Raw genomic sequence first — 25,293 nt, forward strand, 5'->3', positions numbered from 1 at the left:
GGTCAGCCGGCGGTGAGGCGTACGGGTTCGATGCCGGTGATGAGGGTGGTGAGGGCGTGGTCGATGTCGGGGCCGACGTACCAGTCGCCGGTGTGGTCGAGGGTGTAGACGCGGCCCTCGGTGTCGATGGCGAGGGTGGCGGTGGTGTCGGTCTCTTCGCCGAGGGGGCAGAGCTCGGTGCCGAGGGCGCGGCCGAGGTCGCCGAGGGTGCGGGCGTGGTGGAGGCCGTGGAGGGGGTCGAGGTGGAGGGTGGCGGGGGCGATCTGGCGGCCGGGGCCGCCCGGGGTGATGGTGAGGCCGCCGAATTCGGCCCAGGCTTCGACGGCTGCGGGGAAGACGGTGTGCCGGTGTCCGGCGGGTGAGGTGTGCTCGCGGAGGGCGTCGGCCCAGATCTCGGCCTGTTTTATGTCCCAGCGTCCGGGTTGCCAGCCGGCGGCGCGCAGGGCGGTGTCGACGAGTACGGGGAAGCGGGGTGGGGTGTTCCCGGGCTCGTGGCGGGTGGCGGCGGGCCTGGGGGTGGTGGCGTGTTCGGGGTGCATCTGCCCTTCGTTCGTCGTGCGTCGTGCCGGCGGTGTGGTGCGGTGGTACCTGGGTTGACGGTGATGGTCAGCCGTCGGTTGCCGTGGGGTCGACGATGCGGACGCCGAAGTGGGCGGTGAGGGCGGTGCAGGCACGGCAGGGGGTGGCGAAGCTGCCGTGGAGGGGGTCGCCGTCCTCGCGTATGCGGCGGGCGGTGAGTTTGGCGTGTTTGAGCGCTTTGCGTGCTTCGCCGTTGCTCATGGGTTTGCGGGCGGCGCGTTTGCTGCGGGTGGCGTCGGCGGCGGTGAGGTGCCGGGAGATGAGGATGGTCTCGGCGCAGCGGCCGGTGAAGCGGTCGCGTTCGCCGCTGGTGAGGGTGTCGAGGAAGTCCTGGACGAGGGGGTGCAGGGCGGGGGGCTGGTCGCCGCGGGCGGCGGTGCCGGTGAGGGTGGTGCCGCGGACGGAGAGGGCGGCGGCGACGGTGGGCAGGATGCCGTCGCGGCGGTGGCGGAGGGTGGGAGCGGGGGGTGCGTCGGTGCCGCTCCAGCCGATGCGTGGGTCGCCGGCCCGCACGTCGGTTCCTCCGGTTCGCAAGCTGTTCATGATCGTTTTCCCTCCCCGGGCGTCCCCCGAAGGACACAGGGTGCCAAATGCCGTGGCCTGTGCGGAAGCTGGGGCGGTGCGACACGCCCGTGCCGGGGGTGGGTGATCACGGTGGGGTGACGGCCGGTCACGGAGGCGGACGGGGTGTTTCCTCGCGGATGCGGTGGGCCGGTGACCGGGGTTCGCGTACCGCATAGGCTGTCGCCGTTCGCGATCGACACCGCCGATTGAGGCCAGAGAGAACGCCGCAGGGGGCTACCGCCATGACGACAGGTCGGCTCGGGCTGGGGGCACCGCCCAGCGGCCAGGCCGGGGGACAAGCCGTGCCGCCGAACGCGGCCTACGCCGGGCAGGTCGTGCACTTCCCGGATCCGGTCCGGGCGGCGCGTCACCCGAGAGGGGTACGGGTCGATGAGCGTGGTTACCCGGATTTCTCTCCGTACGCGCGGGTGGCGGTGGAGATCGCCGAGCCGCCGGAGGGTTTCGGTGTCGACGAGTTGCGGCTGACGGACTACGTGTCGGCGAACGCGGCGCTGGCGGTGGAGCAGCACGAGTTGTGGGACACGGTGCCGGATGTGGCGACTCCGCACGGCTGGACGTGGCATCACGTGGCCGGTACGCGGCGGCTGGAGCTGGTTCCGGTCGAGGTGAAGGCGTTGTTGCGGCACCACGGTGGGGTGGCGACGACGCCGGTGGACCACGGCAAGCGGGGGACGCGGCCGTTGCAGGAGACGCGGCCGGCGCATTTCGGGCTGCCGAAGTCGGGTGTGGCGGTGTCGGAGGCGCAGGTGCAGGGCGTCGAGGAGGATCTGGGGTACCGGCTTCCGGGCGCGTATCGCTCGTTCCTGAAGGCGGCGGGTGGTTGTGCGCCGGTGGGTACGGCGCTGGACGCCGAGTTGGGTCTGCTGCTGGACCAGCCGTTCTTCACGGTGCGGGACGAGGCGGCGGTCAACGACCTCGTGTATGTGAACAAGTGTCTGCGTGACCATCTGACGAAGGATTACCTCGGGGTCTCGTTCGTGCAGGGCGGGTTGCTCGCGGTGAAGGTGAAGGGCGAGCGGCTCGGTTCGGTGTGGTTCTGCGCGTACGACGACGTGCGTGATGCGGATCCGTCGTGGTCGCCGGCGGAGCGGGTGGAGCGTCTGCTGCTGCCCTGCGGTGAGGATTTCGACGCCTTCCTGTCGCGGTTGGCGGGGAATCCGCCGGAGTTGGAGACGGTGGCGAATCTGATGGTCGACGGCGGTTTCGCCCGGGCCGTTCCGGTGTCCGCCGGCTCGGTGTCGTCCGGTCCGGTGGAGGAGTGAGTTTCAGGCGATGGTGACCTACGCGCAGGCGCAGGAGCGCGCCGAGGAGTGGATCAACGGTGACGTGCCCGTGTACCAGCATCGTGAGGTGCGGGTGCGGGAGTTCGAGCTGGGTTTCGTGGTGTGGGGGGAGGACCGGGCGGAGGGTCCGCGTTCGGACGCGGGTGGTCAGCGCCTGGTGATCGCGCGGGACAGCGGGGAGGCGACGCTGTGGCCGGCGCTGCCGGTGGGTGAGGTGATCCGCCGGTACGAGGAGGAGTACGGCCGTGCCGACGAGCCGCGGGACGCGGCTCCGGCGGCGGCCGCGCGGGTGGACCTGAACCAGACGTCGTTCCTGTTGACTCCTCCGGAGTGGTTGCAGGAGGCGGCGGACAAGCTGGGTATCGGGGACCGGCGGGCCGAGGGTGCCGACGCCGCTTCTGGTGCGGGTGCCGGGGTTTCGAGCCCGGGTGCCGATGCCGGTGCTTCGGACGGTGCGGGTTCGCTTGCCGGTGCCGGTGCCGGTGCCGGTGCCGGTTCCGGTTCCGGGGCGGCCGGTGTCGGCGGTGGGGTCTCGTCGGGTGCGGCGGGGCCGGCCCCGGCGCAGGCCGGGCCGGGCGCGTCGGGTGTGCCCGCGGCGCCTGCTCCTCAGGGCGTGCCTGCCGCGGAGGTGCCGGTGGGGGCCACGCCCTGGGCCGGTACCGACACGAACGGGGGCTCCGGTGAGGAGGACCGTTCCGTGCCGTTGCCCGCGACGGTGTTCGCGCCGCCGCTGAGCGATGCGGGCGACGAGGCTCCGCGGCCGCGGACGAGCGTGCCGGACGCGAAGACGGCGCTCATCTCGGGGGGCAGCCAGCTGCCGCCGACGGCGATCGCTCCGGCGCTCGATCCTTCGAACACGCCGGGCGCGCCTGGTGCACCGGGGGCGCCCGGCGCTCCTGGCACGGCGGGCGTTCCGCAGGGCAGTACGCCCCCTCCGCCGTCCGGCACGCCGCCGTACGGCCATCCGCAGCCGCCGGCGGCTCCCGGCACGCCCCCGCCGGGGTTGTCCGCGTATCCGCCGCCGTCCGGCGCGCCGTTCGCGCCCCCCGCCGCTCCTGTTGCGCCGGGCGCTCCGCAGGGCGACACGCCCCCGCCGGGCGCCGCGCCGTACGGCTATCCGCAGAATCCGGGCGCCCCGCAGGGTGCTCCGGGCTACGGCTATCCGCAGGCGCCGGGTGGTCTGGCGGGTGCGCCGCAGCCTCCGGCCGATGCCGGTGCGTCCGCGCGGCCTCTCGCGCCGAACGCCGGGGACATCGCGGATGCCGCGACGAGCAAGGCCGCGCCGCCACCGAAGAAGGCACGTGGTGGAGCGGGCATGCCGCCCCCTCCGCCGGGTGTTCCCGGCGCGCCGGGCGCGCGCCCGGCGGATGCGGCGATGCCGGCCGCGGCGGGTGGTGCGTACGTGCCGACTCAGCTGGTGGCGGCGCTCGGGCCGGAGGGGCCCGAGGGGCAGGGTGGCGCGGGTGCGCCGGCCGGTCCGGGTGGCGCGCAAGGCGCGCAGGCGCCGGGCGCGCCGAATGCTCCGGGCGCCCCCAACCCGCCCGCGACGCCTTCGGGTCAGGTCCACCACGCGGCCACGATGCTGGCCGACCCCAGCCAGCTGGGCGCAGGTATGCCGCAGCCGCCGGGCGCCCCGGGCGCGCAGGGTGGTCCCGGCGCTCCGGGCCTGCCGAATCCGCCCGGTGTTCCCGCGGCTCCGGGTGCCCCTGGCATGCCGCCCGTGCCGGGCGCGCCGCAACCTCCTGGCGCCCCCGGCATGCCGCACGCCCCCGGTATGCCCCACGCGCCCGGCGCGCCGCAGCCGCCGAGCGCCCCCGTGGGTCCCGGCACGCCTGGCATGCCCGGTGCTCCGGGTGGGGGGCGCGGGGCCGTGCACCATGCGGAGACCGTGCTGGCCGCGCCGCCGGTGGCAGGTCCGGGCGTGCCCCCGCCGCCCGCTCCCGGTCCGCTCGGTGCGCCGGGCGCCGCCGGTATGCCGCCGGGCGTTCCGGGGGCGCCGCAGCCGATGCCGCCGGGCGCGATGCCGCCGCCGGGCGCGCCGGTGCCGGGGCAGCCGTCGGCGTACGGGTATCCGCAGCAGGGGCAGCCGACGGTCGGTCCCGGCTATCAGGCCGTGCTGCGCTACCGCGCGCAGGACGGTTCGGAGCAGCAGCTGATCCGGCGTTCGGCGCCGGGCACCCCGCACCCGGAGTGGCAGATCTTCCACGAGCTGCGGGCGATGAACGTCCCGTCGGACCAGGTGCTGGAGCTGCACACGGAGCTGGAGTCGTGCGAGCTGCCGGGTGCCTACTGCGCGCGGATGATCCGGGAGCAGTGGCCGCAGGCGCGGATCACGAGCATCGCGCCGTACGGCACGGACCATGCGAGCCGGCAGCAGGGGATGCAGCAGTTGCTGGCGCATCAGGGTGAGTTGCACCAGGTCGCGGACGGGCCGGCGCGGCCGGCGCCGGTGCGGGCGCCGCTGGCGCCGGTGCAGCCCGCGCCGGCGATGCCGCCGGAGGGCATCGCGCAGGAGCTGGCGGCGGCGTTCGGGCCGGCGGTCTTCCGGTTCGAACAGCAGGCGGTGTCCCGGCAGGGTGTGCCGCCGGTCGTGGCGCACACGCTGGTCGTGGCCGGTCTGCCGCTGGACATGGGCCCGTTCTTCTGGGCGCAGGCGCAGCCGGGCCGGCCGGTGCCGACGCTGGCGGAGCTGGCGGCCGAGCGCGGGGTGCAGCCGGCGGCGGACGCGGGCTCGTACCTCGTCATGGGCACCGACTTCGGCCGGGCGGTCTGTGTGCAGTATGGGACGGCGAACATCGTTGCCGTGCCCGTCGAGGCGGGGCCGGGCGGTGCTCCGGTGCCGCCGCAGTTCGTGAACACCGGGCTGCCGGAGTTCGCGCGCTGCCTGGCTCTGCTGGGCCGGATGTGGCGCCTGCGGTACGGGCTCAACCAGGAGCAGGCGGGCCGCTGGACCGTCGACTTCCAGGCGCAGCTGGCCGCCCTGGACCCGGCGGCGCTCGGTTCGCCGGAGAGCTGGTGGTCGGTGCTGCTGGAGCAGATGTGGGACGGGCTGCTGTGAGTACGCCCTCCGGGTGGGAGTGCGTGGTGCCCTTCACGCGTGCGTGAAGGGCCGGCTCCCCCTGGCGGGCTCTCCCTGCCGTCACCCTTGAGGACGAGCGGCTGCGGACGGTTCCGCACGCCACGCCGAGCCGGAAAAGCCCGATGTCGAGCGTGACACGACCGCGGAGTGTCGCGTTATGAACGCTTACGTCCGATCCATCAAGATATGCGCGAAATCATTATGTCGTGTATGTCCGGTGGAGAGGGGTTCCCAGGGTGAGCAGTGCATCGACGTCGCCGCACGGCTTTGTGACCGTCCGGGGGCGCGGCTACCGCCCCGACCAGGTCGACGCGTTCCTGGAGGCGCTGTCGTGCGACCGCGACGCCGCGTGGGAACGTGCCGCGCGGCTGACCGTCCTCGCCAAGGACATGGAGGCGGAGGCCGCGCGGATGCGGGAGGTCGTCGCCCAGCTCGCCCCGCAGACGTACGAGTCGCTCGGGGGGCGCGCACGGCGCTTGTTCCAAATGGTGCTGGAGGAGGCGGCGGACCTCCGCGAGCGCACGCGGCATGACGCGCACCGGCAGGCCGTGCAGGCCGAGGTGCGCGCCGAGAGCGCGCGGCGCCGGGCGCAGGCGGCGGCGAACGCGCTGCGCATGACGGCGGACGAGTACGCCCGTCAGCGGCTCGTCGCCGCGCGCGCCGAGGCCGACGCCATCCGTATCGGCGCGCGGCGCGCGGTGAAGGAGGAGCGCCGGGAGCGGCTCGCCGGGCTGCGCGAGGTGCGGGAGCGTGCGGCCGGCCTGGAAGCCGAGCTGTCCCGCAAGCAGGCCGAGCGGTGGGCCGAGGTCGAGCGCGAGGAGGCCGAACGGATCGCCGCCCTGGACGCCCGGTACGCCGACCGGGCGAGCCGGGCCGACGCCGCGCTGGCCGACGCCGAGCGGGCGCTGGCCGAGGCGGAGGAGTTCGCGCGCCGCAGCCAGGAGGAGGCACGCGCGCGTGCGGCGGACATCATCGTCGCCGCGCGCATGCACGAGGAGCGCCTCGCCCGCGAGACGGACCAGGTGCTGCGTGAGCACGGCGATGCCTGGGACCACGTGCAGGCGCACATGGACGAGGCCCGCAGCGACCTGATCTCCCTGACGGGGCGCGCGACGCTGGAATAGCCCTCCCGGGCCGCCGGCCCCACCGCCCCCGTCACCTTCCCTCCCGCACCGCCCCCGCCAGGATCCGTCCTTCCACCGCCTCGTAACGGCGGCGCTGTTCCTCCGCCTTGCTGCGGCCGGAGGCCACCGTGCCGAGCCAGCCGAAGAGGAAGCCGGCCGGGATGGACACGATGCCGGTGGTGGTGAAGGGGAACCAGTTGAAGTGGGCGTGCGGGAAGGCCGAGACGGGTGAGCCGGAGACCAGATTGGTGCCCGGCATGAGCAGCAGCACGGTCAGCGAGCCGCCGATCAGTGTGCTCAGCAGTCCGCTGCGGGTGTAGCGGCGCCAGAAGAGCCCGTACACCAGGGCGGGTGCGATGGCCGAGGCGCCCAGGCAGAAGGAGAGCGTCACGAGGGGCTGCAGGCTGTGGTGCTGCACCAGCGTGGCCAGCAGGATCGTCGGCAGGCCTATGGCGAGCGCGGAGACGCGGGCCAGGGCCATCTCGCGCGGGGCCGGCATCTCCTGCACACGGGCCGCGAACACGTCGTGGGCGAGGGAGTTGGCGCAGGCGAGGATCATGCCGGCGACCGAGGCCAGCAGGGTCAGGAAGATCGCGGTGGTGACCATGGTGAACAGGAAGGTCTCCCCCGTGGAGACATCGCCGCCGAAGGCCGCCCGCGAGCCCAGCAGGTAGGCGGTGTTGCCCTGCGGGTCGGCCCCCGCGATCACGGCGCGGCCGACCAGGGCCGTGGCACCGAACCCCACCACCGTGATGACCAGCACGAACAGGGCGACGATCGACACCGCCCAGGACATCGAGCGGCGTACCTGGCGGGCACTGGAAGCCGTGTACATGCGCATGGTGATGTGCGGCAGGCACGCGCCGCCGAGCACGACGGTCAGCTCCGAGGCGACCATGTCCAGGCGTGACCTGCCCGAGGTGCCGAACTGCAGCCCCGAGTGCAGGAAGGCCGGCCCGGCGCCGCTCTGCCGGGAGGCCGCGGTGAACAGGGCGCCGGGGTCCCAGTCGAAGCGGTGCAGGATCAGTACGGCGACCACGGCACCCGAACCGACCAGCATCACGATCTTCAGGATCTGGATGAGGGCGGTGCCCTTCATACCGCCGATCGCCGCGTAGGCGATCATCAGGGCGCCGAGTCCCACGACGCATCCGGTCTCCAGCGACTCGTTGGAGAAGCCCAGGATGAACGCCATCAGCTGCCCGGTTCCGGCGAGTTGGACCAGCATCAGCGGCAGCAGGGCGGCGATGGTCACCACGCAGGCCGTGATGCGCACACAGCGGCCCGGCAGCCGGCGGGCGAGCGCGTCGCCCATGGTGAACCGGCCCGCGTTGCGCAGCGGTTCGGCCAGCAGGAACATCAGCAGCATCAGCGACAGCGCCGTACTGAGCGCGAGGACGACGCCGTCGTAGCCGCACAGGGCGATCACTCCGCCCGTGCCGAGGACGGTGGCCGCGGAGATGTAGTCGCCCGCGATGGCGAGGCCGTTGCGCAGCGGGGACAGGGAGCCGTAGCCGGTGTAGAACTCGTCGAGGTCGTCCCGGTCGGGGCCGGTCATCACGCACAGCAGCAGGGTCACCGTGGCGACGGTGGAGAAGGCGACCAGGGACATGGCCTGGGACGAACCGCTGAAACCTGTGAAGCCCCCCACGGCGGGGGAGCCGGCCGCGCCGGTCATCGGGTCGCTCCTCGGCGTGCGTCCAGTTCGGCCTCCTTGCGGATGCGGTCCGCGAGCGGATCGACGTGCCGGCGGGCCGTGTGCTCGTACAGGGCGATCGCCAGCCAGGTGACCGGCAGTTGGACCAGCGCGAGCAGCAGGCCGGCGGGGATGCCGTCGGCGACCGTGCGCGTCATGACTCCGGGCGCGCACGCCGACAGGACCAGGAACAGCGTGAAGTAGCCCAGCGCGGTGAGCGTGGCGGTGCGCCGCTGCCAGCGGTAGGCGCCGCGCAGCACCCGCAGGTCGCTGTGGTGGCCCAGGAGTTCGCGCGGCGGCCGGCGGTCCGGTGCGGCCGGCTGCGGGGGAGCGGGCTGCCACGGGTAGGTGAGCGACGAGGGGGCAGAGGCGTCGTACGGCGGTGGGGCCGTGGCGTACGGCGGCCGGGGCGGGTCGTACGGCGAAGGGAACGCGTCGTGCGGCGGCCGGGGCGGGGCGTACGGCGAATGGGGTGGGTCGTACGGCGAACGCGGCTCGTCGGGCGGTGGGGAGGGTCGATTCTGCGGCGGATGCGGCGGATCGTAGGGCGGTTGGGGCGGGGCGTACGACGAGTGGGGCCGGTCGTAGGACATCCCTGGGCTCCTTGCGTGGCTCGGGTCCGTGGCGGCGGACCGCAGGGAGGGGGGTGGGGAGCCACGCACGCTACTCGCGCCCTCCCCGCCGCGCGGCGTTTTCACCAAACTGGCCAGTCGGTATGCGCTTACTACGTGAAAACACCCTCCTGGCTGGGGAATGACCCGGGTCGACCGGCCGTCGTCCGCCCGCGGTCGGACCCCCGGCACCCGGCCGGGCGCCGGCGGGGACGCCTGCCCGGTGCACCCCGGGGCGCCCCTGTGTTCACCCCCGGTGCATCCCTTGGTTCACCCCCGGGTGCCCACGGTCTACCCCTTGGTGCCCCGGCGGGTGCGCCGAGGGCGTGCGGGGCATCGCTCCGTGCCCGCCCCGCGGGGACCGTCACTCGTCGCGCACCGGGAACGTCCGGGGCGCCACCAGCAGCAGCACCACGAAGGCCAGGGCCGCCGCACCCGCCGCGCCGAGGTACACCGCGTGCACCGCGTCGGCGATCGCCCGCCGGGTCGTCTCGGGGGCCGTACCGGCGTCCAGCGCGCGCGTGACGGAGTCCAGATCGCCCGCCCCGCCCAGCCGCGCGGCCAGCACCCCGTTGGCGACGGCGCCGAACAGCGAGGCGCCCACCGTCTGTCCGGTCTGCCGGCAGAACAGCACCGACGCGGTCGTCGTGCCCCGCTCCGACCAGCCCACCGTCGACTGCACCCCGATGATCAGCGGCAGCTGGAACAGGCCGAGCGCCCCGCCCAGCGCCAGCATCAGCAGCATCGGCTGCCACCAGGACCCGGGGTACGGCAGGAACGGGAAGGCCAGCAGGATCAGGGCCCCCAGCCCGATGCCGGTCAGCGCGGTGTCCCGGAAGCCGATGCGCCGGTACACGTGCTGGCTGAGCGCCGCCGAACCCGACCAGGTCAGCGTCCACACGCACAGCACGAGACCCGCGGCCGCGGGCCCGAGTCCGAGCACCGACTGCGCGTACGTCGGCAGGAACACGCTCGGCGCCACCATCAGCAGCCCCAGCGCGCCGAGCGCCAGATTGACGGCCGCGATGGTCCGGCGCCGCCACACCCACCCGGGGATGATCGGCTGCGCCGCCCGCCGCTCCACCACGACCACCACCCCGGCCAGCGCCAGGCCCGCGCCGAACAGCGCCAGCGACGGCGCCGACAGCCACGGCCAGGCGACGCCGCCCTGCACCAGCGCCGTCAGCAGCACTCCGCCGCACGCGAACACCGCGAGCGCGCCGGCCCAGTCCACACGCGCGCGTGCCGTGCCGTCCGGCTTCTCCCGCTCCGGTTCGTGCAGATGACGGACGACCAGCCACAGCGCGGCGGCCCCGATCGGCAGGTTCACCAGGAAGATCCAGCGCCAGTCGGCGTACGCGGCGAGCACTCCGCCCAGGCCCGGCCCGGCCACCGCCGACACCGCCCACACCGTGGACAGCCTGGCCTGGATCCTCGGGCGCTCCGCCAGTGGGTACAGATCGGCGGCCAGCGTCTGCACGGTGCCCTGCAACGCCCCGCCGCCCAGTCCCTGCACGATCCGGAACGCGATCAGCGCGGCCATGTTCCAGGCCGCCGCGCACAGCGTCGAGCCCAGCAGGAACACGGCCGCCCCCGCGACCAGCACCGGTTTGCGGCCGAAGGTGTCGGACAGCTTGCCGTAGACGGGGAGCGTGACGGTCACGGCCAGCAGATAGCCCGAGAAGAGCCAGGAGAAGACGGAGAACCCGCCGAGGTCACCGACGATCTGCGGTACCGCCGTGGAGACGATGGTGGCGTCCAGCGCGGCCAGCGCCATCGCCAGCATCAGCGCGGCGACCACCGCGCCCCGCCGCCGGGTGTCCCCTCTTCGGACCGCACCGCCGCGTATCGCGGGTGTCGTACCCCCCACCGCGCACCCCTCCCCGGGACTCCCCGCCGGAACCTGCCCCTTGCATCTATCCGCGGTACGACAGCTTGCCACGCGGCGGCGGTCTTGACCCTGACGCGGCGGGAGGGTGGAGGCTTTCCGCGACGAAGGGTGGAGATGCCCCTGAGAGCCCCTCCGCCCGGAGGTGGAGCACCCCTAGGGGTATCTCCGTACTACGGCTCGGGGAGGCTTCGTCCCGGCGGAGGACGAGACGGGCCGGGCGCGCTCCTTAACCTGGCTTTACGCCGCTGGGGGGCGGCCGACCACACCGGCGGGGTGGGGTTTTCCCCCGGGAAAGAGGGGGCTCCGCACCAGAGCGCGGCGGCCCCGCCGACCGCGAGACTCGACGGCGTACCCAGAACGACACCCCGGCACACCGGGGCTTCGCCGGCGCACCGCACCGACTTGCACCGCACCGACTTGCTGACCGACATAGGAGACATACCGTGACATCGGCTGTGACCATTCCCAGGCACGGGGGCACTGGAGGGCGTACGGCCGTTGCCGCGCGGGCGCGGCAGGTCGTGAAGGCGTACGGGTCCGGCGAGACCCGTGTCGTCGCCCTCGATCACGTCGACGTGGACATCGCACGCGGCCAGTTCACCGCGATCATGGGCCCCTCGGGGTCCGGCAAGTCCACGCTGATGCACTGCCTCGCCGGGCTCGACACCGTCACCGGCGGCCAGATCTACCTGGACGAGACCGAGATCACCGGGCTGAAGGACAAGAAGCTCACCCAGCTGCGCCGGGACCGGATCGGCTTCATCTTCCAGGCGTTCAACCTGCTGCCGACGCTGAACGCGATCGAGAACATCACGCTGCCCATGGACATCGCGGGGCGCAAGCCGGACCGCGTCTGGCTGGACCGCGTGGTGGAGACCGTCGGGCTCGCCGGGCGCCTCAAGCACCGCCCGACCCAGCTCTCCGGCGGCCAGCAGCAGCGCGTCGCCGTGGCCCGCGCCCTCGCCGCCCGCCCGGAGATCATCTTCGGGGACGAGCCGACCGGCAACCTCGACTCCCGCGCGGGCGCCGAGGTGCTGGGCTTCCTGCGCCGTTCGGTGGACGAGCTCGGCCAGACCATCGTCATGGTCACCCACGACCCCGTCGCCGCCTCCTACGCCGACCGTGTGCTCTACCTCGCCGACGGCCGGATCGTCGACGAGATGTACCAGCCGACGGCCGACCAGGTCCTGGACCGCATGAAGGACTTCGACGCCCGGGGGCGTACGTCATGACCGTCCTGAAGACCTCGATGCGCAACTTCTTCGCGCACAAGGGCCGTATGGCGCTGTCGGCGGTCGCGGTCCTGCTGTCGGTGGCGTTCGTGTGCGGCACGCTGGTGTTCACCGACACGATGAACACCACCTTCGACAAACTGTTCCAGGCCACGGCCTCGGACGTGACGGTCAGCGCGAAGGGTTCCTCGGACACCGGTCAGACGACCTCCCGCACCGGCAAGCCGCCGGTCATACCGGCCTCCGTGCTCGGCGAGGTCCGCGGGGCACAGGGGGTGAAGGCGGCCGAGGGGACGGTGTTCTCCACCTCGGTGACCGTCGTCGACGCCAAGAAGGACAAGCTCTCGCCCAGCAGCGGCGCGCCCACCATCGTCGGCAGCTGGAACGGCAACGACGCCCGCACCATGAAGATCACCACCGGTACGGCGCCCAAGGGCCCGGACCAGGTCATGGTCGACGAGGACACCGCCGACAAGCACCACCTCAAGCTCGGCGACGACATCGGCATGATCTCGGTCGTGGGTACGCACCACGCGCGCGTGTCCGGCATCGCCGCCTTCAAGGTCACCAACCCCGGCGCGGCGATCTTCTACCTGGACACGAGGACCGCCCAGCGGACCCTGGTCGGACAGACCGGCGTCTACACCGACGTCAACGTCACCGCCGCCAAGGGCGTGACCGACGCCCAGCTGAAGAAGAACGTGACCGCGGCCCTCGGCCACGGCTACCAGGTGCGGACCGCCAAGGAGGTCGCCGCCGCCAACCAGAAGAGCGTCGAGGGCTTCCTGAACGTCATGAAGTACGCGCTGCTCGGCTTCGCCGGGATCGCCTTGCTCGTCGGCGTCTTCCTGATCATCAACACCTTCTCCATGCTGGTCGCCCAGCGCACCCGCGAGATCGGCCTGATGCGCGCCATCGGCTCCTCCCGCAAGCAGGTCAACCGGTCGGTGCTGATCGAGGCGCTGCTGCTCGGCGTGATCGGCTCCGTGCTCGGTGTCGGCGCGGGCATCGGCATCGCGGTCGGCCTGATGAAGCTCATGGGCACGATGGGCATGCACCTGTCCACCGACGACCTGACCGTCGCCTGGACGACCCCCGCCCTCGGCCTGCTCCTCGGCGTCGTCGTCACCGTCCTGGCCGCCTACCTGCCCGCCCGGCGCGCCGGCAAGGTCTCCCCGATGGCCGCCCTGCGCGACGCGGGAGCCCCGGCCGACGCCAAGGCCGGCGCCGTCCGCGCCGTCATCGGCCTGCTCCTGACCGCCGCCGGCGGCTGGAGCCTGTACGTCGCCGCCACCGCCGACAAGGCCAAGGCCGGCTCGGGCTGGCTGGGCCTCGGCGTGGTGGCCACCCTGATCGGCTTCATCGTCATCGGCCCGCTGCTGGCCGGCGGCCTGGTCCGGATCCTCGGCGCGGTCATCCTGCGGATCTTCGGCCCCGTGGGCCGCATGGCCGAGCGCAACGCGCTGCGCAACCCGCGCCGCACCGGCGCCACCGGTGCCGCCCTGATGATCGGCCTCGCCCTGGTGGCCTGTCTGTCGGTGGTCGGCTCCTCCATGGTCGCCTCGGCCACCGACGAGCTCGACCGGACCGTCGGCGCGGACTTCATCATCCAGAGCGACAACCAGGGCGGATTCATCGACCCGCAGGCGGCCAGGGCCGTCAAGGAGACGGCGGGCCTGAAGCGGGTCACCGAGTACAAGTGGACCGAGGCGGACTTCACCCTGCCGGACGGCACCGCCCTCAAGAAGAACACGATCATGGCCACCGACCCGACCTACGCGAGCGACGTGCGGACCAAGACGGTCGCCGGCGAGCTGAAGGACGCCTTCCGGCCCGACTCGATGTCGGTACCCGAGAAGTTCGCCGGGGAACACGGCATCCGGCTCGGTTCCAGGATCACCGTGGCGTTCGCGGAGGGCTCCACGGCCCACCTGACCGTCCGGGCGATCACCAGCAGCGACGGTCTCATCGACGCCGGCGCCAGGTACACGTCCGTCCGGACGATGGCGAAGTACCTCCCCGCTCACAGGATGCCGCTGGACGAGATGCTCTTCGCCACGGCCAAGGACGGGCAGCAGGCAGCCGCCTACAAGGCGCTGAAGTCGGCCCTGCACGACAACCCGGCCCTGACCGTGCGCGACCAGACCGACTACAAGAAGGCCCTCAAGGACCAGATCGGCCAACTGCTGAACATGATCTACGGCCTGCTCGCCCTCGCGATCATCGTCGCGGTCCTGGGTGTCGTGAACACCCTGGCCCTGTCGGTGGTCGAGCGGACCCGGGAGATCGGCCTCATGCGGGCCATCGGTCTCTCCCGCCGCCAGCTGCGCCGCATGATCCGCCTGGAGTCCGTGGTGATCGCCGTCTTCGGCGCCCTGCTCGGCCTGGGCCTCGGCATGGGCTGGGGCGCGACCGCCCAGAAGCTCCTCGCCCTGGAGGGCCTGAAGGTCCTGGACATCCCCTGGCCGACGATCAGCACCGTCTTCGTCGCCTCGGCCTTCGTGGGCCTGTTCGCCGCGCTGATCCCGGCGTTCCGGGCGGGCCGCATGAACGTCCTGAACGCGATCGCGACGGACTAGCCGCACCGGCCGGACCGACGACCACCGCACACGGGGGTTGCGGGGGAGAACCCGGTGCCGGGAAGTCCTGAGGACTTCCCGGCACCGGGTTCTGCGGCTGTCCACAGGCGGAGGTCCAGAGGGCGGCGCCCCGGGAGACCGGCCGCAGAACCAGGCACCGAGAACACGGGGTTGTCCACAGGCTCCGACGCCACCCACGGCGGAGTCGTAGGCTGGACAGCCCCGGCCGCTCACCGCACCGGGCTGCTCGCGTTGCCCACCTCTGGACCCACCCCTGGACGGAAAGCCCCCTCCATGAGCCTGCACGGTCTGCTCGACGCCGTCGTCAAGGACCCCGCCCTCGCGGAAGCGATCACCGCGGCCGCGGACGGCAACCGCATGCACGTCGACCTCGTCGGCCCCCCGGCCGCCCGCCCCTTCGCCATCGCCGCCCTCGCCCGCGAGACCGGCCGCCCGGTGCTCGCGGTCACGGCGACGGGCCGCGAGGCCGAGGACCTGGCGGCGGCGCTGCGTTCCCTCCTCCCCCCGCAGGGAGTCGTGGACTATCCCTCCTGGGAGACCCTCCCGCACGAGCGGCTCAGCCCGCGCAGCGACACCGTCGGCCGCCGCCTCGCCGTCCTGCGCCGCCTCGCCCACCCCAGCCCCGACGACCCCGAGACCGGCCCCGTCTCCGTCGTCGTCTCGCCCGTGCGCTCCGTGCTGCAGCCGCAGGTCAAGGGCCTCGGCGACCTGGAGCCGGTGTCCCTGAGGACCGGCCGCACCGCCGACCTGAACGACGTGGTGGACGCCCTGGCGGCCGCCGCCTACGCGCGCGTGGAGCTGGTCGAGAAGCGCGGCGAGTTCGCCGTGCGCGGCGGCATCCTGGACGTGTTCCCGCCCACCGAGGAACACCCCCTGCGCATCGAGTTCTGGGGCGACGACGTCGAGGAGATCCGCTACTTCAAGGTCGCCGACCAGCGCTCCCTCGAAGTCGCCGAGCACGGCCTGTGGGCACCGCCGTGCCGCGAACTGCTGCTCACCGACGACGTCCGCGCCCGCGCGCGTGCCCTCGCCGAGGAACACCCGGAGCTGGGCGAACTCCTGAACAAGATCGCCGAAGGCATCGCCGTCGAGGGCATGGAATCCCTGGCCCCCGTCCTGGTGGACGACATGGAGCTGCTCCTCGACGTCCTCCCCAAGGGCGCGATGGCCGTGGTCTGCGACCCGGAGCGGGTCCGCACGCGCGCGGCCGACCTCGTCGCGACCAGCCAGGAGTTCCTGCAGGCCTCCTGGGCGGCCACCGCCGGCGGCGGCGAGGCCCCCATCGACGTCGGCGCCGCCTCCCTGTGGTCCATCGCCGACGTCCGCGACCGCGCCCGCGAGCTGGACATGATGTGGTGGTCCGTCTCGCCCTTCGCCGCGGACGAACAACTCGACGCCGACACCCTCAAGCTCGGCATGCACGCCCCCGAGACCTACCGCGGCGACACCGCGCGGGCCCTCGCCGACACCAAGGGCTGGCTCGCCGACGGCTGGCGCGCGGTGTACGTCACCGAGGGCCACGGCCCCGCCGCCCGCACGGTGGAGGTGCTCGGCAACGAGGGCATCGCCGCCCGCATGGACGCCGACCTCGGCGAACTCAGCCCCTCCGTCGTCCACGTCTCCTGCGGCTCGATCGAGTACGGCCTGGTGGACCCGGCGCTGAAACTCGCCGTGCTCACCGAGACGGACCTGTCCGGCCAGCGCGCCACCGGCCGCGAGGGCGCCCGGATGCCGGCCCGCCGCCGCAAGACCATCGACCCGCTCACCCTGGAGCCGGGCGACTACATCGTCCACGAACAGCACGGCGTCGGCCGCTACATCGAGATGGTCCAGCGCACCGTCCAGGGCGCCACCCGCGAGTACCTGGTCGTGGAATACGCGCCCGCCAAGCGCGGCCAGCCCGGCGACCGCCTCTACATCCCGACCGACCAGCTGGAGCAGATCACCAAGTACGTCGGCGGCGAGGCCCCCACCCTGCACCGGCTCGGCGGCGCCGACTGGACGAAGACCAAGGCCCGCGCCAAGAAGGCGGTCAAGGAGATCGCCGCCGACCTGATCAAGCTCTACAGCGCGCGCATGGCCGCCCCCGGCCACACCTTCGGCCCGGACACGCCCTGGCAGCGCGAGCTGGAGGACGCGTTCCCCTACGCGGAGACCCCCGACCAGCTCACCACCATCGCCGAGGTCAAGGAGGACATGGAGAAGTCGGTCCCCATGGACCGCCTGGTCTGCGGCGACGTCGGCTACGGCAAGACCGAGATCGCGGTGCGGGCCGCCTTCAAGGCCGTACAGGACGGCAAGCAGGTCGCCGTCCTCGTCCCGACGACGCTGCTGGTGCAGCAGCACTTCGGGACGTTCTCCGAGCGGTACGCGCAGTTCCCGGTGAACGTGCGGGCGCTGTCCCGCTTCCAGACCGACACCGAGGCCAAGGCCGTCCTGGAGGGACTGAAGGACGGCGCGGTGGACGTCGTCATCGGCACCCACCGCCTGTTCTCCTCCGAGACGAAGTTCAAGGACCTCGGCCTCGTCATCGTCGACGAGGAGCAGCGCTTCGGCGTCGAGCACAAGGAGCAGCTGAAGAAGCTCCGGGCGAACGTGGACGTGCTGACCATGTCCGCGACCCCGATCCCGCGCACCCTGGAGATGGCGGTCACCGGCATCCGCGAGATGTCCACGATCACCACCCCTCCGGAGGAGCGCCACCCGGTGCTCACCTTCGTCGGGCCCTACGAGGAGAAGCAGATCGGCGCCGCCATCCGCCGTGAACTGCTGCGCGAGGGCCAGGTCTTCTACATCCACAACCGGGTCGAGTCCATCGACCGCGCGGCGGCGAGGCTGCGCGAGATCGTCCCCGAGGCGCGCATCGCCACGGCCCACGGCCAGATGTCGGAGTCCGCGCTGGAGCAGGTCGTCGTCGACTTCTGGGAGAAGAAGTTCGACGTGCTGGTGTCGACCACGATCGTCGAGTCCGGCATCGACATCTCCAACGCCAACACGCTGATCGTGGAGCGCGGCGACAACTTCGGCCTCTCCCAGCTGCACCAGCTGCGCGGCCGGGTCGGCCGAGGCCGCGAGCGCGGCTACGCCTACTTCCTCTACCCGCCGGAGAAGCCGCTGACCGAGACCGCCCACGAACGCCTGGCGACCATCGCCCAGCACACCGAGATGGGCGCCGGCATGTACGTGGCGATGAAGGACCTGGAGATCCGCGGCGCCGGAAACCTGCTCGGCGGCGAGCAGTCCGGCCACATCGCGGGCGTCGGCTTCGACCTGTACGTCCGCATGGTCGGCGAGGCCGTCGCCGACTACCGCGCCTCCCTGGAGGGCGGCGTGGAGGAGGAGCCGCCGCTGGAGGTCAAGATCGAGCTGCCCGTCGACGCGCACGTCCCGCACGACTACGCCCCCGGCGAGCGGCTGCGCCTGCAGGCCTACCGGGCCATCGCCTCCGCCAACACCGAGGAGGACGTCAAGGCCGTCCGCGAGGAACTCACCGACCGCTACGGCAAGCTGCCCGAACCGGTGGAGAACCTGCTGCTGGTGGCCGGGCTGCGGATGCTCTCGCGCGCGTGCGGCGTCGGCGAGATCGTCCTGCAGGGCACCAACATCCGCTTCGCGCCGGTGGAGTTGCGCGAGTCGCAGGAACTGCGGGTCAAGCGCCTCTACCCGGGCACGGTCATCAAGCCGGCCGTGCACCAGGTGCTGGTCCCGCGCCCCAAGACCGCGAAGGTCGGCGGCAAGCCGCTGGTCGGCCGGGAACTGCTCGGCTGGGTCGGGGAGTTCCTCACCTCGGTCCTGGGGTCGTAGACAGTCCGGTGCGAAAGAGGGGGCGCGCGTGCGGATCGGTGAACTGGCGGCGGCGACCGGGGCGACACCGCGCGCCCTGCGCCACTACGAGCAGCAGGGCCTGATCACCTCCGAACGCGCCGCCAACGGCTACCGCGAGTACGACGCCGGTACCGCCGTGCGCGTCCGCAACATCCGGCACCTGCTGGAGGCGGGCCTCGTCCTGGACGACGTACGGGTGTTCCTGCCCTGCCTGGACGGCGACATCACCGCCGGCCCCGCCTCCGCCGTGGCCCTCCGTGTCGTCCGGGGCCGGCTGGCTGTGCTGGACGCGCGGATCGCGGCCCAGACGGCGGTCCGGGACCGGCTGGCGGCGGTGCTGCGGGAGGCGGGGGACGGGGCTGCCTGAGGGCTCGGCGTCAGGCGACGACCGCCCCGCCGTCCACGGGCAGCACCACGCCCGTCACGAACGACGCCTGCGGGGAGGCCAGCTGGGTGATCGCCCAGGCGACCTCCTCGGGACGGCCGACCCGGCCGAGGGGGGTGTGGTCGAGCTGCCACCGGCGGATGGCGGCGCGCTGCTCGGCGGTGTAGCCGGAGTGGTCGGCGATCGGTGTGTCGATCGCGCCCGGGGCCACGGCGACGACCCGGATGCCGTGCGGCGCCAGTTCGACCGCCCAGCCGCGGGTCAGCACCTCCAGGGCCGCCTTGCCCGCCGCGTAGAGGGAGTTGCCCGGCCAGCCCCGCTGGCCCACCGACGTCGTCACGTTCACCACCACGCCCCGGCTCTCCTCCAGCGCCCCGAGCGCGGCCTGGGTGAGCAGGACGGGCGCGAGGAGGTTCGTGCCGAGCTGCGGCTCCACGGCCGCGCGCGTGTACGTCCGCAGGGACTGGGTGTTGACGACGGCCGCGTTGTTGACCAGGACGTCGAGGCGGCCGTACCGCTCAAGAGCGGCACGGACGACGGTCCGCGGGCCGTCCTCCGCGGTGATGTCGGCGGGCAGCGGTGTGATCCCGGGGTGGCCGTCGGCCGTCTCGGCCAGCGGCGCCGCCCGGCGGCCGACCGCGACGACCCGTGCGCCCTCGGCGGCGAACGCCCGCGCGGTGGCCCGGCCGATACCGGTACCGGCACCGGTGACGACGACGATACGGGGGCTCTGGATGAGGGTGTCTTCGCTCATGCCGGGATCCTCGGACCCTGACGCCAGTGTCAGGGTCAAGCGGGTCTGCCGGCCGCCGCCGCGGGGAAGCCGCCGCGCACGGTGTGAGCGGGCGCACGGCCGAGCTCCTCGGACTCCCCCACCGAGCCCCGCACATGCCCCAACTCCGGCCCGGATTACCCCGGATGACTCCTTTTGGTCCCCTCTGACGGAAGACAGCGGTCCGTTACCGTGGGCACAGGAACGATCCGCCCGCCCACCAGGGCGGACAAGGGTGAGCAAGGGGGACGTACCGTGACGCGTCTGAGGGGCGGGGCGGTTACCGCGGTGGTCGTCATGACGGTCGCCGTGACCGGCTGCAAGAGCGAGCAGACCAACGGGTCATCCGGCCCCGGGGGGACGCGGGGCGGGGGAGCGGTCCTCGCCGCCGTCGACTCACTGACCGTCAAGGGACGCGCCCCGAAGACCGGGTACTCCCGGGCCCGGTTCGGCACCGCCTGGGCGGACACCGACTCCAACTCCTGCGACACCCGCGACGACATACTCAAACGCGACCTGAAGGACGTGAAGCTCACCGGCGGCGCCTGCAAGGTCACCTACGGGCTGCTGGAACCCGACCCCTACTCCGGCAAGGACATCACCTACCGGCGCGGGCGCAGCCTGGTCGACATCGACCATGTCGTCGCCCTCTCCGACGCCTGGCAGAAGGGCGCCAAGTACTGGGACGCGAGCAAGCGCATAGCGCTGGCCAACGACCCGCTCAACCTCATCGCCGTCGACGCGAGCGCCAACCGCGGCAAGGGCGACGGCGACGCGGCCACCTGGCTCCCGCCCAACGCGCGGTACCGCTGCACCTATGTGGCCGCCCAGGTCGCGGTGAAGAAGAAGTACGGGCTGTGGGTCACCGCCGCCGAGAAGGCCGCCATGAAGAAGGTCCTCACCGGCTGCCCCGACCGCAAACTCCCCACGGGCGGCAACCCCACCAAGGCACCGGACCGTTTCCGGGCACGGTGAGCCGCGGCCGGCCGAGAGGTCGGCAGCCCCTGCCGCGCGCGGCGCTGACCAGCAAATCCGTTTCCGCGGAGCAGGCTCGGCCGCCTACCGTGAGCGCCATGGACGTCAAGGTGAGCAGCATCGCCGAGCAGCCCGACCGGCTGCCGGCGTTGTTCGAGATGGCCGACACATGGCCCGAGTTCGTGACCAACGACCCCGTGGGCACCGCCTACTTCCGTCGTATCGCAGGCGAACTGCCGGAGTACGCGCTGTTCGCCGAGGACGAGCACGGCGAGATCGTCGCCCATGGCTTCAGCGTGCCCTTCGCCCTCCACACCGACGGCCGGCGCACCCTGCCCGCGCGCGGCTGGGACCAGACCCTGCTCTGGGCCTTCGCCGACCTGAGCCACGGCACAAGCCCGGACACGGTGAGCGCCGTCTCCATCACGATCGCCCCGCACGCCCAGGGCCACGGGCTGTCCGCCGTCATGCTCTCGGCGATGCGCGACCGTGCCCGAGCCCGCGGCTTTTGCGAGGTCGTCGCCCCCGTCCGCCCCAGCGCCAAGCACCGCGAACCGCACACCCCGATTACCGAGTACGCCCACCGGGTCCGCCCCGACGGCCTGCCCGAGGATCCCTGGCTGCGCGTCCACGCGCGCGCCGGCGCACACATCGACTCCATCGCACCGGCCTCCATGACCGTGGGCGCCTCGCTGGAGGAGTGGCGCCGCTGGACGGGGCTGCCGTTCGACACCGCCGAGGACGTCGAGGTGCCCGGCGCGCTGGTCCCGGTCCGCTGCGAACCGGAGCGCGGGTACGCCGTCTACGTCGAGCCCAACGTGTGGATGCGGCACCCGCTGTAGCCGCCTCGGCCCCGGCGCGTCAGCGCCGGCCGGCCCGGACGCGGGGCGCGGGGGCGGGACAGCCCGCCTTCTCCCAGAAGACGAAGGTGTTGGTACGGGCGTGGACGAAGGCCTTGACCGGGTTGCCGGAGTACGTCCACGGCACGCTGCCGATGTGTCCGCCGACCGCTCGGAACTGCTCGACGGCCTCCGCGTACCGCTTGGTCAGGAACAGGGTGTCCGCCAACAGGTGCCGCACCGTCGGCAGCCGGTGGTGCCCGGCCGGCACCTGGTCCACGGCGTCCAGGGTGGCGTCCACGGCCGCCTGCACGAACGGCTGGTCGTACACCGGCTCGTGGAGCTCCCGGGTCCCGTGCTCCAGCAGCGCGTACAGACGCAGTGCGGGCAGCAGGCTGCCCCGCGGGGCCGAGGCGGCGGCCTGCTCGGCGAACGCGTACATCAGCTCGTGCGAGCCGCGCCACTTGGCGCACCAGTACTGCAGGGCGCTGACATGGGCACCGAAGTGATACGGGTCGCGCGCGGTGACCTCGGCCCACAGCGCCCGGAACGCGTCGTGCGACCAGCCGAGCCCGAGGGCGATGGTGATCTGGGCGATCCAGGGGCAGGGGTCGTCGGGCGCCATCCGCGCGGCCTCCTGGCAGGCGGGCAGCGCCTGCGCCAGCAGCCGGTGGAAGCCCTCGAACTGCTCCGCCGTGGTCTGCTTCGCCCCCTTCGCACCGCGGACCTTGCCCGCGAGCACGACGAGCGCGTCGGCGTGCACGAGCGCGGCGGACGGGTCGTCGGGGTACTCGGCTCTCCACGCCTTGAGCCAGGTGTCGTCCTCGGCGGCGGCGTTCGCGAGGATGCCGAGCCGGTACCAGCGCAGGTCCCCGTCGTGGCCCGCCCCGGCCAGGTAGGCGGCGGCCCGCCGCCAGTCACCGGCGAGCGCGGCTGCCGTGACCGCGTCGGCCTCCGGATCGGGGCCCGCGCTGCGGGTGTCGAGCTGCGCGGCGGGCACCAGCCCGTACCGGGCGGGGTCGATGTTGACCGGTGTCTTCGCCTTCGCCTCGGCCCGCAGCGTGCGCGCCTTGCGGGCGTTGCGCGGGATGGTGACGGCCGCGTAGGCGAGGGCGCCGGCACCGGCTATGTCGATCAGGACGTTCATACCGGGTCTTTCCGAGTCGGGCCGCCTGAGGAGGCGACCGAAGAGGCTGTCGGGGGCGGCGTGGGGGGTGGGCGGCCGGTGTTCAGGCCCGGCCGCCCAGTGCCCGCGACGCCGGCGCCGCCTACGACAGCGCCTCCTGCCTCCTACTTCAGCGCCGCCAGGGCCGTCGTCGTCACCTTCTTCGCGGCCGCGGCGCCGTTGTCACCGCCCGCCGTGGACAGCACGGTGACCACGGAGCCGCCCGAACGGGCCGCGATCAGCGTGGTGCCGTTCTCCCAGGCGCCGCTTGTCAGCGTCATCGTGTAGGCCTCGTCACCGAGCCCGGTCGTGGACTTGCCCGTGAGCTTCACCTTGGCGTGCGCGTCGGTGTCCGTGAACGTGGCGCACTCCCCGGCGACGGTCCGCAGCTCCTTCATCACCGTGGCCGCGGTGGTGCCCTGGAACGCGTCGATCTCCTGGGCCACCTCCTGGGTCTTGTCGTGGTTCGCGTAGTCGTTCTGCGCGAACGACACACCCCCCTTGAAGCCGCTCACCTGGATCCAGGACGTGCCCTCCAGCCTGGTGCAGTCCGGCTTCGCGGTGCTCCTGGCGGACGGCGAGAGGAACTCGCCGCCGCTGTCCGAGCTGCCGTCCGCCTCGATGGTGAGCCCGGCCGGGAAGGCCGACGCGGGCGCCAGCGCCTTCTTCAGCCGCGTACCGGTGGGCAGCCCGGCGTTCAGGTCCTTCGCCTTGGCCGGCTTGGCGTTCGCGCTCCCGCCGTCGACGGAGGAACCGGAGGAGCAGGCGGTGAGGGCCAGCGGAAGCGCCGCGACGGCGAGCAGCGTGGCGACACGGGGGGAGAAACGCATGACAGTCCTTATCGAGGGTGGGTGGAACAGGTGAGCGGTGGTGGGGGGCGGGGGAAGCTTACGGACGGCTCAGATCCGGCTGAGGTCCGGCTGAGGTTTGGCTGAGGTCCGGCAGGGGGCCGGCTCAGGCGGCCTTCTTCCAGTTGCCGCAGCCGTTTGTCTTGAAGTACGCGTCGGACGGGCTGATGGTCACGACGGCCGTGCCGGTCACGTTGTCGTTGGCGATGATCGAGTTCGTCCCCTGCTCGGCGTCCTTGGTGCGCTCCCAGTAGCAGGAGTCGTCCTTGTTGCCGGTCGACTTGTACGTGCCCGGCGCGATGTCCGTGCCGACCTTGAACATCCCGCCGTCGCCGTCCATCGAGGAGGCGGGCGTGCCCTTCGCCTTGGGGTCGACGGCCTCCCAGTCCTTGCAGCCGGTGGACTTGAAGATCTTGTCGGTCGCCTTGACGGTCACGTAGCTCGTGCCGGTGACGTTGTCGTTGGCCAACACCGAGTCCGTCTCGCCCTTGGCGTCCTTGGCGCGCTCCCAGTAGCACATGTCGTCGGTGTTGCCGGTCGTGCGGTACGTGCCCGGCTTCACGTCCGAGCCGACCTGGTAGTCGCCATCGCCGGCGAGGGCGGCCTTCTTCTTCCCGGCCGCCCCCGCGTCCCCCGGGTCTTTCTTGCCCTTGGCGCCGCCGGGCGTGTGCTCGGCGGAGGCGGAAGAGCCCTTGCCGCTGCCGCCCGAGCCGCCGTCCTTGCCGCCGCTGCCGGCGTTCGCGGACACGACACCGATGACGACGACCCCCACGACGGCGCCGAGCGCGACCTTGGCCTTCTTGCCCATGGCGAATCCCCTCCCCAAAGCGGCGGCCGCCCCCTGTGGTTGGCCGCCCGTTCGCTGGGTCAATAAGAGCAGAGGCTGTGAACCGAGTCAACACGATTCACAAGGCTGGTCGAGTACACGAGCGTGAATGCATGGATCTTGTGTGCGCCGGTATGCTCGGCGCACACACGGGACGAGGGGAGTGGGGCCGGTGCAGGACAACGCGACCGAGGTGACCGCGGCCGGTATCGCCCGGCTCGCCGGAGTGGGCCGGGCCGCCGTGAGCAACTGGCGCCGACGGCACGCCGACTTCCCCAAGCCGGTCGGCGGCACCGAGACCAGCCCGTCCTTCGCGCTCGCCGAGGTCGAGGCCTGGCTGCGCAAGCAGGGCAAACTCGCCGAGGTCCCGCTGCGCGAACGCGTCTGGCAGCAGCTCGTCGGACACCCCGAGGGGCCCCTGACCGCCCTGGTGCACGCGGGGTGCGCGCTGCTGCTGATCCACGAGCGCCCCACCGTGTGGCTCGACGCGAGCGCCGGCTCCGACGCGCGCCTGGCCGCGATGCTGCCCGGCGCGCTCGAACAGGTACTGACGCCGCGATTCGGCGGAGTGCCGGGCCGCGGGGTTCACGCGGGCCGAGGTACGGACGCGGCTCTGGTTGTGGATGCGGCCGCGGCTGCGGCTGTGAACATGTCCGGCGACGTGGAGGGGGTGAAGACCGCACCCACCACACAGGGTGTGAACACGGATCCCGGGACGCGGGGTGTGAACGCAGACTCCCCGGCGCGCGCTGCGAACGCGGCTCTTAGGTCCCCCGATGTGAACCCCGCACCGCAGCAGCAGCCTGTGAACGCCCCGTCAGCTGTTCACGCCACCTCCGCCGTTCACGGCACCCCAGGCCCCGCAGCCTCGGACACCCCGGGCGCCGCCGCCCCAGCCACTCCAGGCCCCGCCACCCTGGGCACCCCAGGCCCCGCCACCACTGCCCCCGCCACCCCAGGCGCCGACACCCCTGGCCC

The 25,293-nt window shown here is 72.8% G+C and carries 19 protein-coding genes; 10 read left to right on the plus strand and 9 right to left on the minus strand.

Going from position 1 to position 25,293, the window contains the following annotated elements; genetic code table 11:
- Positions 1-2: 2 nt before the first annotated feature.
- Together IO33_RS0127655 and IO33_RS0127660 are read right to left on the minus strand one after the other, a co-directional pair.
- Complete coding sequence (locus tag IO33_RS0127655) at positions 3-539, minus strand: SUKH-3 domain-containing protein (protein WP_031169790.1); 537 nt, start codon at positions 537-539, stop codon at positions 3-5.
- 67 nt (positions 540-606) lie between these two features.
- Positions 607-1,122, minus strand: a complete 516-nt coding sequence (locus IO33_RS0127660) for a YwqJ-related putative deaminase (RefSeq protein ID WP_031169793.1) — start codon at positions 1,120-1,122, stop codon at positions 607-609.
- A gap of 263 nt (positions 1,123-1,385) precedes the next feature.
- On the opposite strand from IO33_RS0127660, the gene IO33_RS0127665 reads away from it, so the two are divergent.
- The 3 genes from IO33_RS0127665 to IO33_RS0127690 all read left to right on the plus strand — a co-directional run bounded on the left by IO33_RS0127665 (position 1,386) and on the right by IO33_RS0127690 (position 6,650).
- Positions 1,386-2,426, plus strand: coding sequence for an SMI1/KNR4 family protein (locus IO33_RS0127665; RefSeq protein ID WP_031169795.1), 1,041 nt, complete (start codon positions 1,386-1,388; stop codon positions 2,424-2,426).
- Positions 2,427-2,436: 10 nt separating this feature from the next.
- Positions 2,437-5,505, plus strand: coding sequence for an SUKH-4 family immunity protein (locus IO33_RS47800; protein WP_078963919.1), 3,069 nt, complete (start codon positions 2,437-2,439; stop codon positions 5,503-5,505).
- Between the two features lie 257 nt (positions 5,506-5,762).
- A complete protein-coding gene (locus IO33_RS0127690) occupies positions 5,763-6,650 on the plus strand; it encodes a DivIVA domain-containing protein (protein WP_031169803.1) in 888 nt (295 codons plus the stop codon).
- Positions 6,651-6,681: 31 nt separating this feature from the next.
- Here IO33_RS0127690 and IO33_RS0127695 read toward each other — a convergent pair whose 3' ends face one another.
- The 3 genes from IO33_RS0127695 to IO33_RS0127705 all read right to left on the minus strand — a co-directional run bounded on the left by IO33_RS0127695 (position 6,682) and on the right by IO33_RS0127705 (position 10,827).
- A complete protein-coding gene (locus IO33_RS0127695) occupies positions 6,682-8,328 on the minus strand; it encodes a sodium/solute symporter (protein WP_051926990.1) in 1,647 nt (548 codons plus the stop codon).
- The gene (locus IO33_RS0127700; protein WP_031169808.1) at positions 8,325-8,939 is read right to left on the minus strand and encodes a DUF485 domain-containing protein; all 615 of its coding nucleotides are present in this window, start codon (positions 8,937-8,939) and stop codon (positions 8,325-8,327) included. The genes IO33_RS0127695 and IO33_RS0127700 overlap by 4 nt, the downstream gene beginning before the upstream one ends.
- Positions 8,940-9,321: 382 nt before the next feature.
- Positions 9,322-10,827, minus strand: a complete 1,506-nt coding sequence (locus IO33_RS0127705) for an MFS transporter (protein ID WP_031169811.1) — start codon at positions 10,825-10,827, stop codon at positions 9,322-9,324.
- A gap of 464 nt (positions 10,828-11,291) precedes the next feature.
- Here IO33_RS0127705 and IO33_RS0127710 point away from each other — a divergent pair, with 464 nt between their 5' ends.
- From IO33_RS0127710 to IO33_RS0127725, 4 genes are all read left to right on the plus strand, one after another.
- Complete coding sequence (locus IO33_RS0127710) at positions 11,292-12,080, plus strand: ABC transporter ATP-binding protein (RefSeq protein WP_031169813.1); 789 nt, start codon at positions 11,292-11,294, stop codon at positions 12,078-12,080.
- A complete protein-coding gene (locus IO33_RS0127715) occupies positions 12,077-14,659 on the plus strand; it encodes an ABC transporter permease (protein ID WP_031169815.1) in 2,583 nt (860 codons plus the stop codon). Before IO33_RS0127710 ends, IO33_RS0127715 begins: the two co-directional genes overlap by 4 nt.
- A gap of 294 nt (positions 14,660-14,953) precedes the next feature.
- The gene (gene mfd / locus IO33_RS0127720) at positions 14,954-18,484 is read left to right on the plus strand and encodes a transcription-repair coupling factor (RefSeq protein ID WP_031169817.1); all 3,531 of its coding nucleotides are present in this window, start codon (positions 14,954-14,956) and stop codon (positions 18,482-18,484) included.
- A gap of 28 nt (positions 18,485-18,512) precedes the next feature.
- Entirely contained in the window at positions 18,513-18,872 is a 360-nt protein-coding gene (locus IO33_RS0127725; protein WP_031169820.1) for a MerR family transcriptional regulator, read from the plus strand.
- A 10-nt stretch (positions 18,873-18,882) separates the two neighbouring features.
- On the opposite strand, the gene IO33_RS0127730 is transcribed toward IO33_RS0127725, so the two are convergent.
- Positions 18,883-19,644, minus strand: coding sequence for an SDR family NAD(P)-dependent oxidoreductase (locus tag IO33_RS0127730; protein ID WP_031169823.1), 762 nt, complete (start codon positions 19,642-19,644; stop codon positions 18,883-18,885).
- 273 nt (positions 19,645-19,917) lie between these two features.
- On the opposite strand from IO33_RS0127730, the gene IO33_RS0127735 reads away from it, so the two are divergent.
- Positions 19,918-20,637, plus strand: a complete 720-nt coding sequence (locus IO33_RS0127735; protein ID WP_031169825.1) for an HNH endonuclease family protein — start codon at positions 19,918-19,920, stop codon at positions 20,635-20,637.
- Between the two features lie 98 nt (positions 20,638-20,735).
- Positions 20,736-21,479 carry an N-acetyltransferase gene (locus tag IO33_RS0127740; RefSeq protein ID WP_031169827.1) on the plus strand — a complete coding sequence of 248 codons (744 nt, stop codon included), beginning with the start codon at positions 20,736-20,738 and terminating at the stop codon, positions 21,477-21,479.
- Positions 21,480-21,498: 19 nt separating this feature from the next.
- Here IO33_RS0127740 and IO33_RS0127745 read toward each other — a convergent pair whose 3' ends face one another.
- The 3 genes from IO33_RS0127745 to IO33_RS0127755 all read right to left on the minus strand — a co-directional run bounded on the left by IO33_RS0127745 (position 21,499) and on the right by IO33_RS0127755 (position 24,297).
- Entirely contained in the window at positions 21,499-22,623 is a 1,125-nt protein-coding gene (locus tag IO33_RS0127745) for a hypothetical protein (RefSeq protein WP_051926991.1), read from the minus strand.
- A gap of 143 nt (positions 22,624-22,766) precedes the next feature.
- Positions 22,767-23,471 (minus strand): hypothetical protein, encoded by a 705-nt coding sequence (locus IO33_RS0127750; protein WP_031169829.1) that lies wholly within the window; start codon positions 23,469-23,471, stop codon positions 22,767-22,769.
- 124 nt (positions 23,472-23,595) lie between these two features.
- Positions 23,596-24,297: an Rv1352/Rv1906c domain-containing protein gene (locus tag IO33_RS0127755; protein ID WP_031169830.1), complete on the minus strand. Its 702-nt coding sequence runs from the start codon at positions 24,295-24,297 to the stop codon at positions 23,596-23,598.
- A gap of 190 nt (positions 24,298-24,487) precedes the next feature.
- On the opposite strand from IO33_RS0127755, the gene IO33_RS52735 reads away from it, so the two are divergent.
- Positions 24,488-25,293: helix-turn-helix transcriptional regulator (locus IO33_RS52735; protein WP_031169832.1), on the plus strand; the 806-nt coding region annotated here is incomplete at its 3' end.

The organism is Streptomyces durhamensis (assembly GCF_000725475.1).
Taxonomy (GTDB): Bacteria; Actinomycetota; Actinomycetes; order Streptomycetales; family Streptomycetaceae; genus Streptomyces; species Streptomyces filipinensis.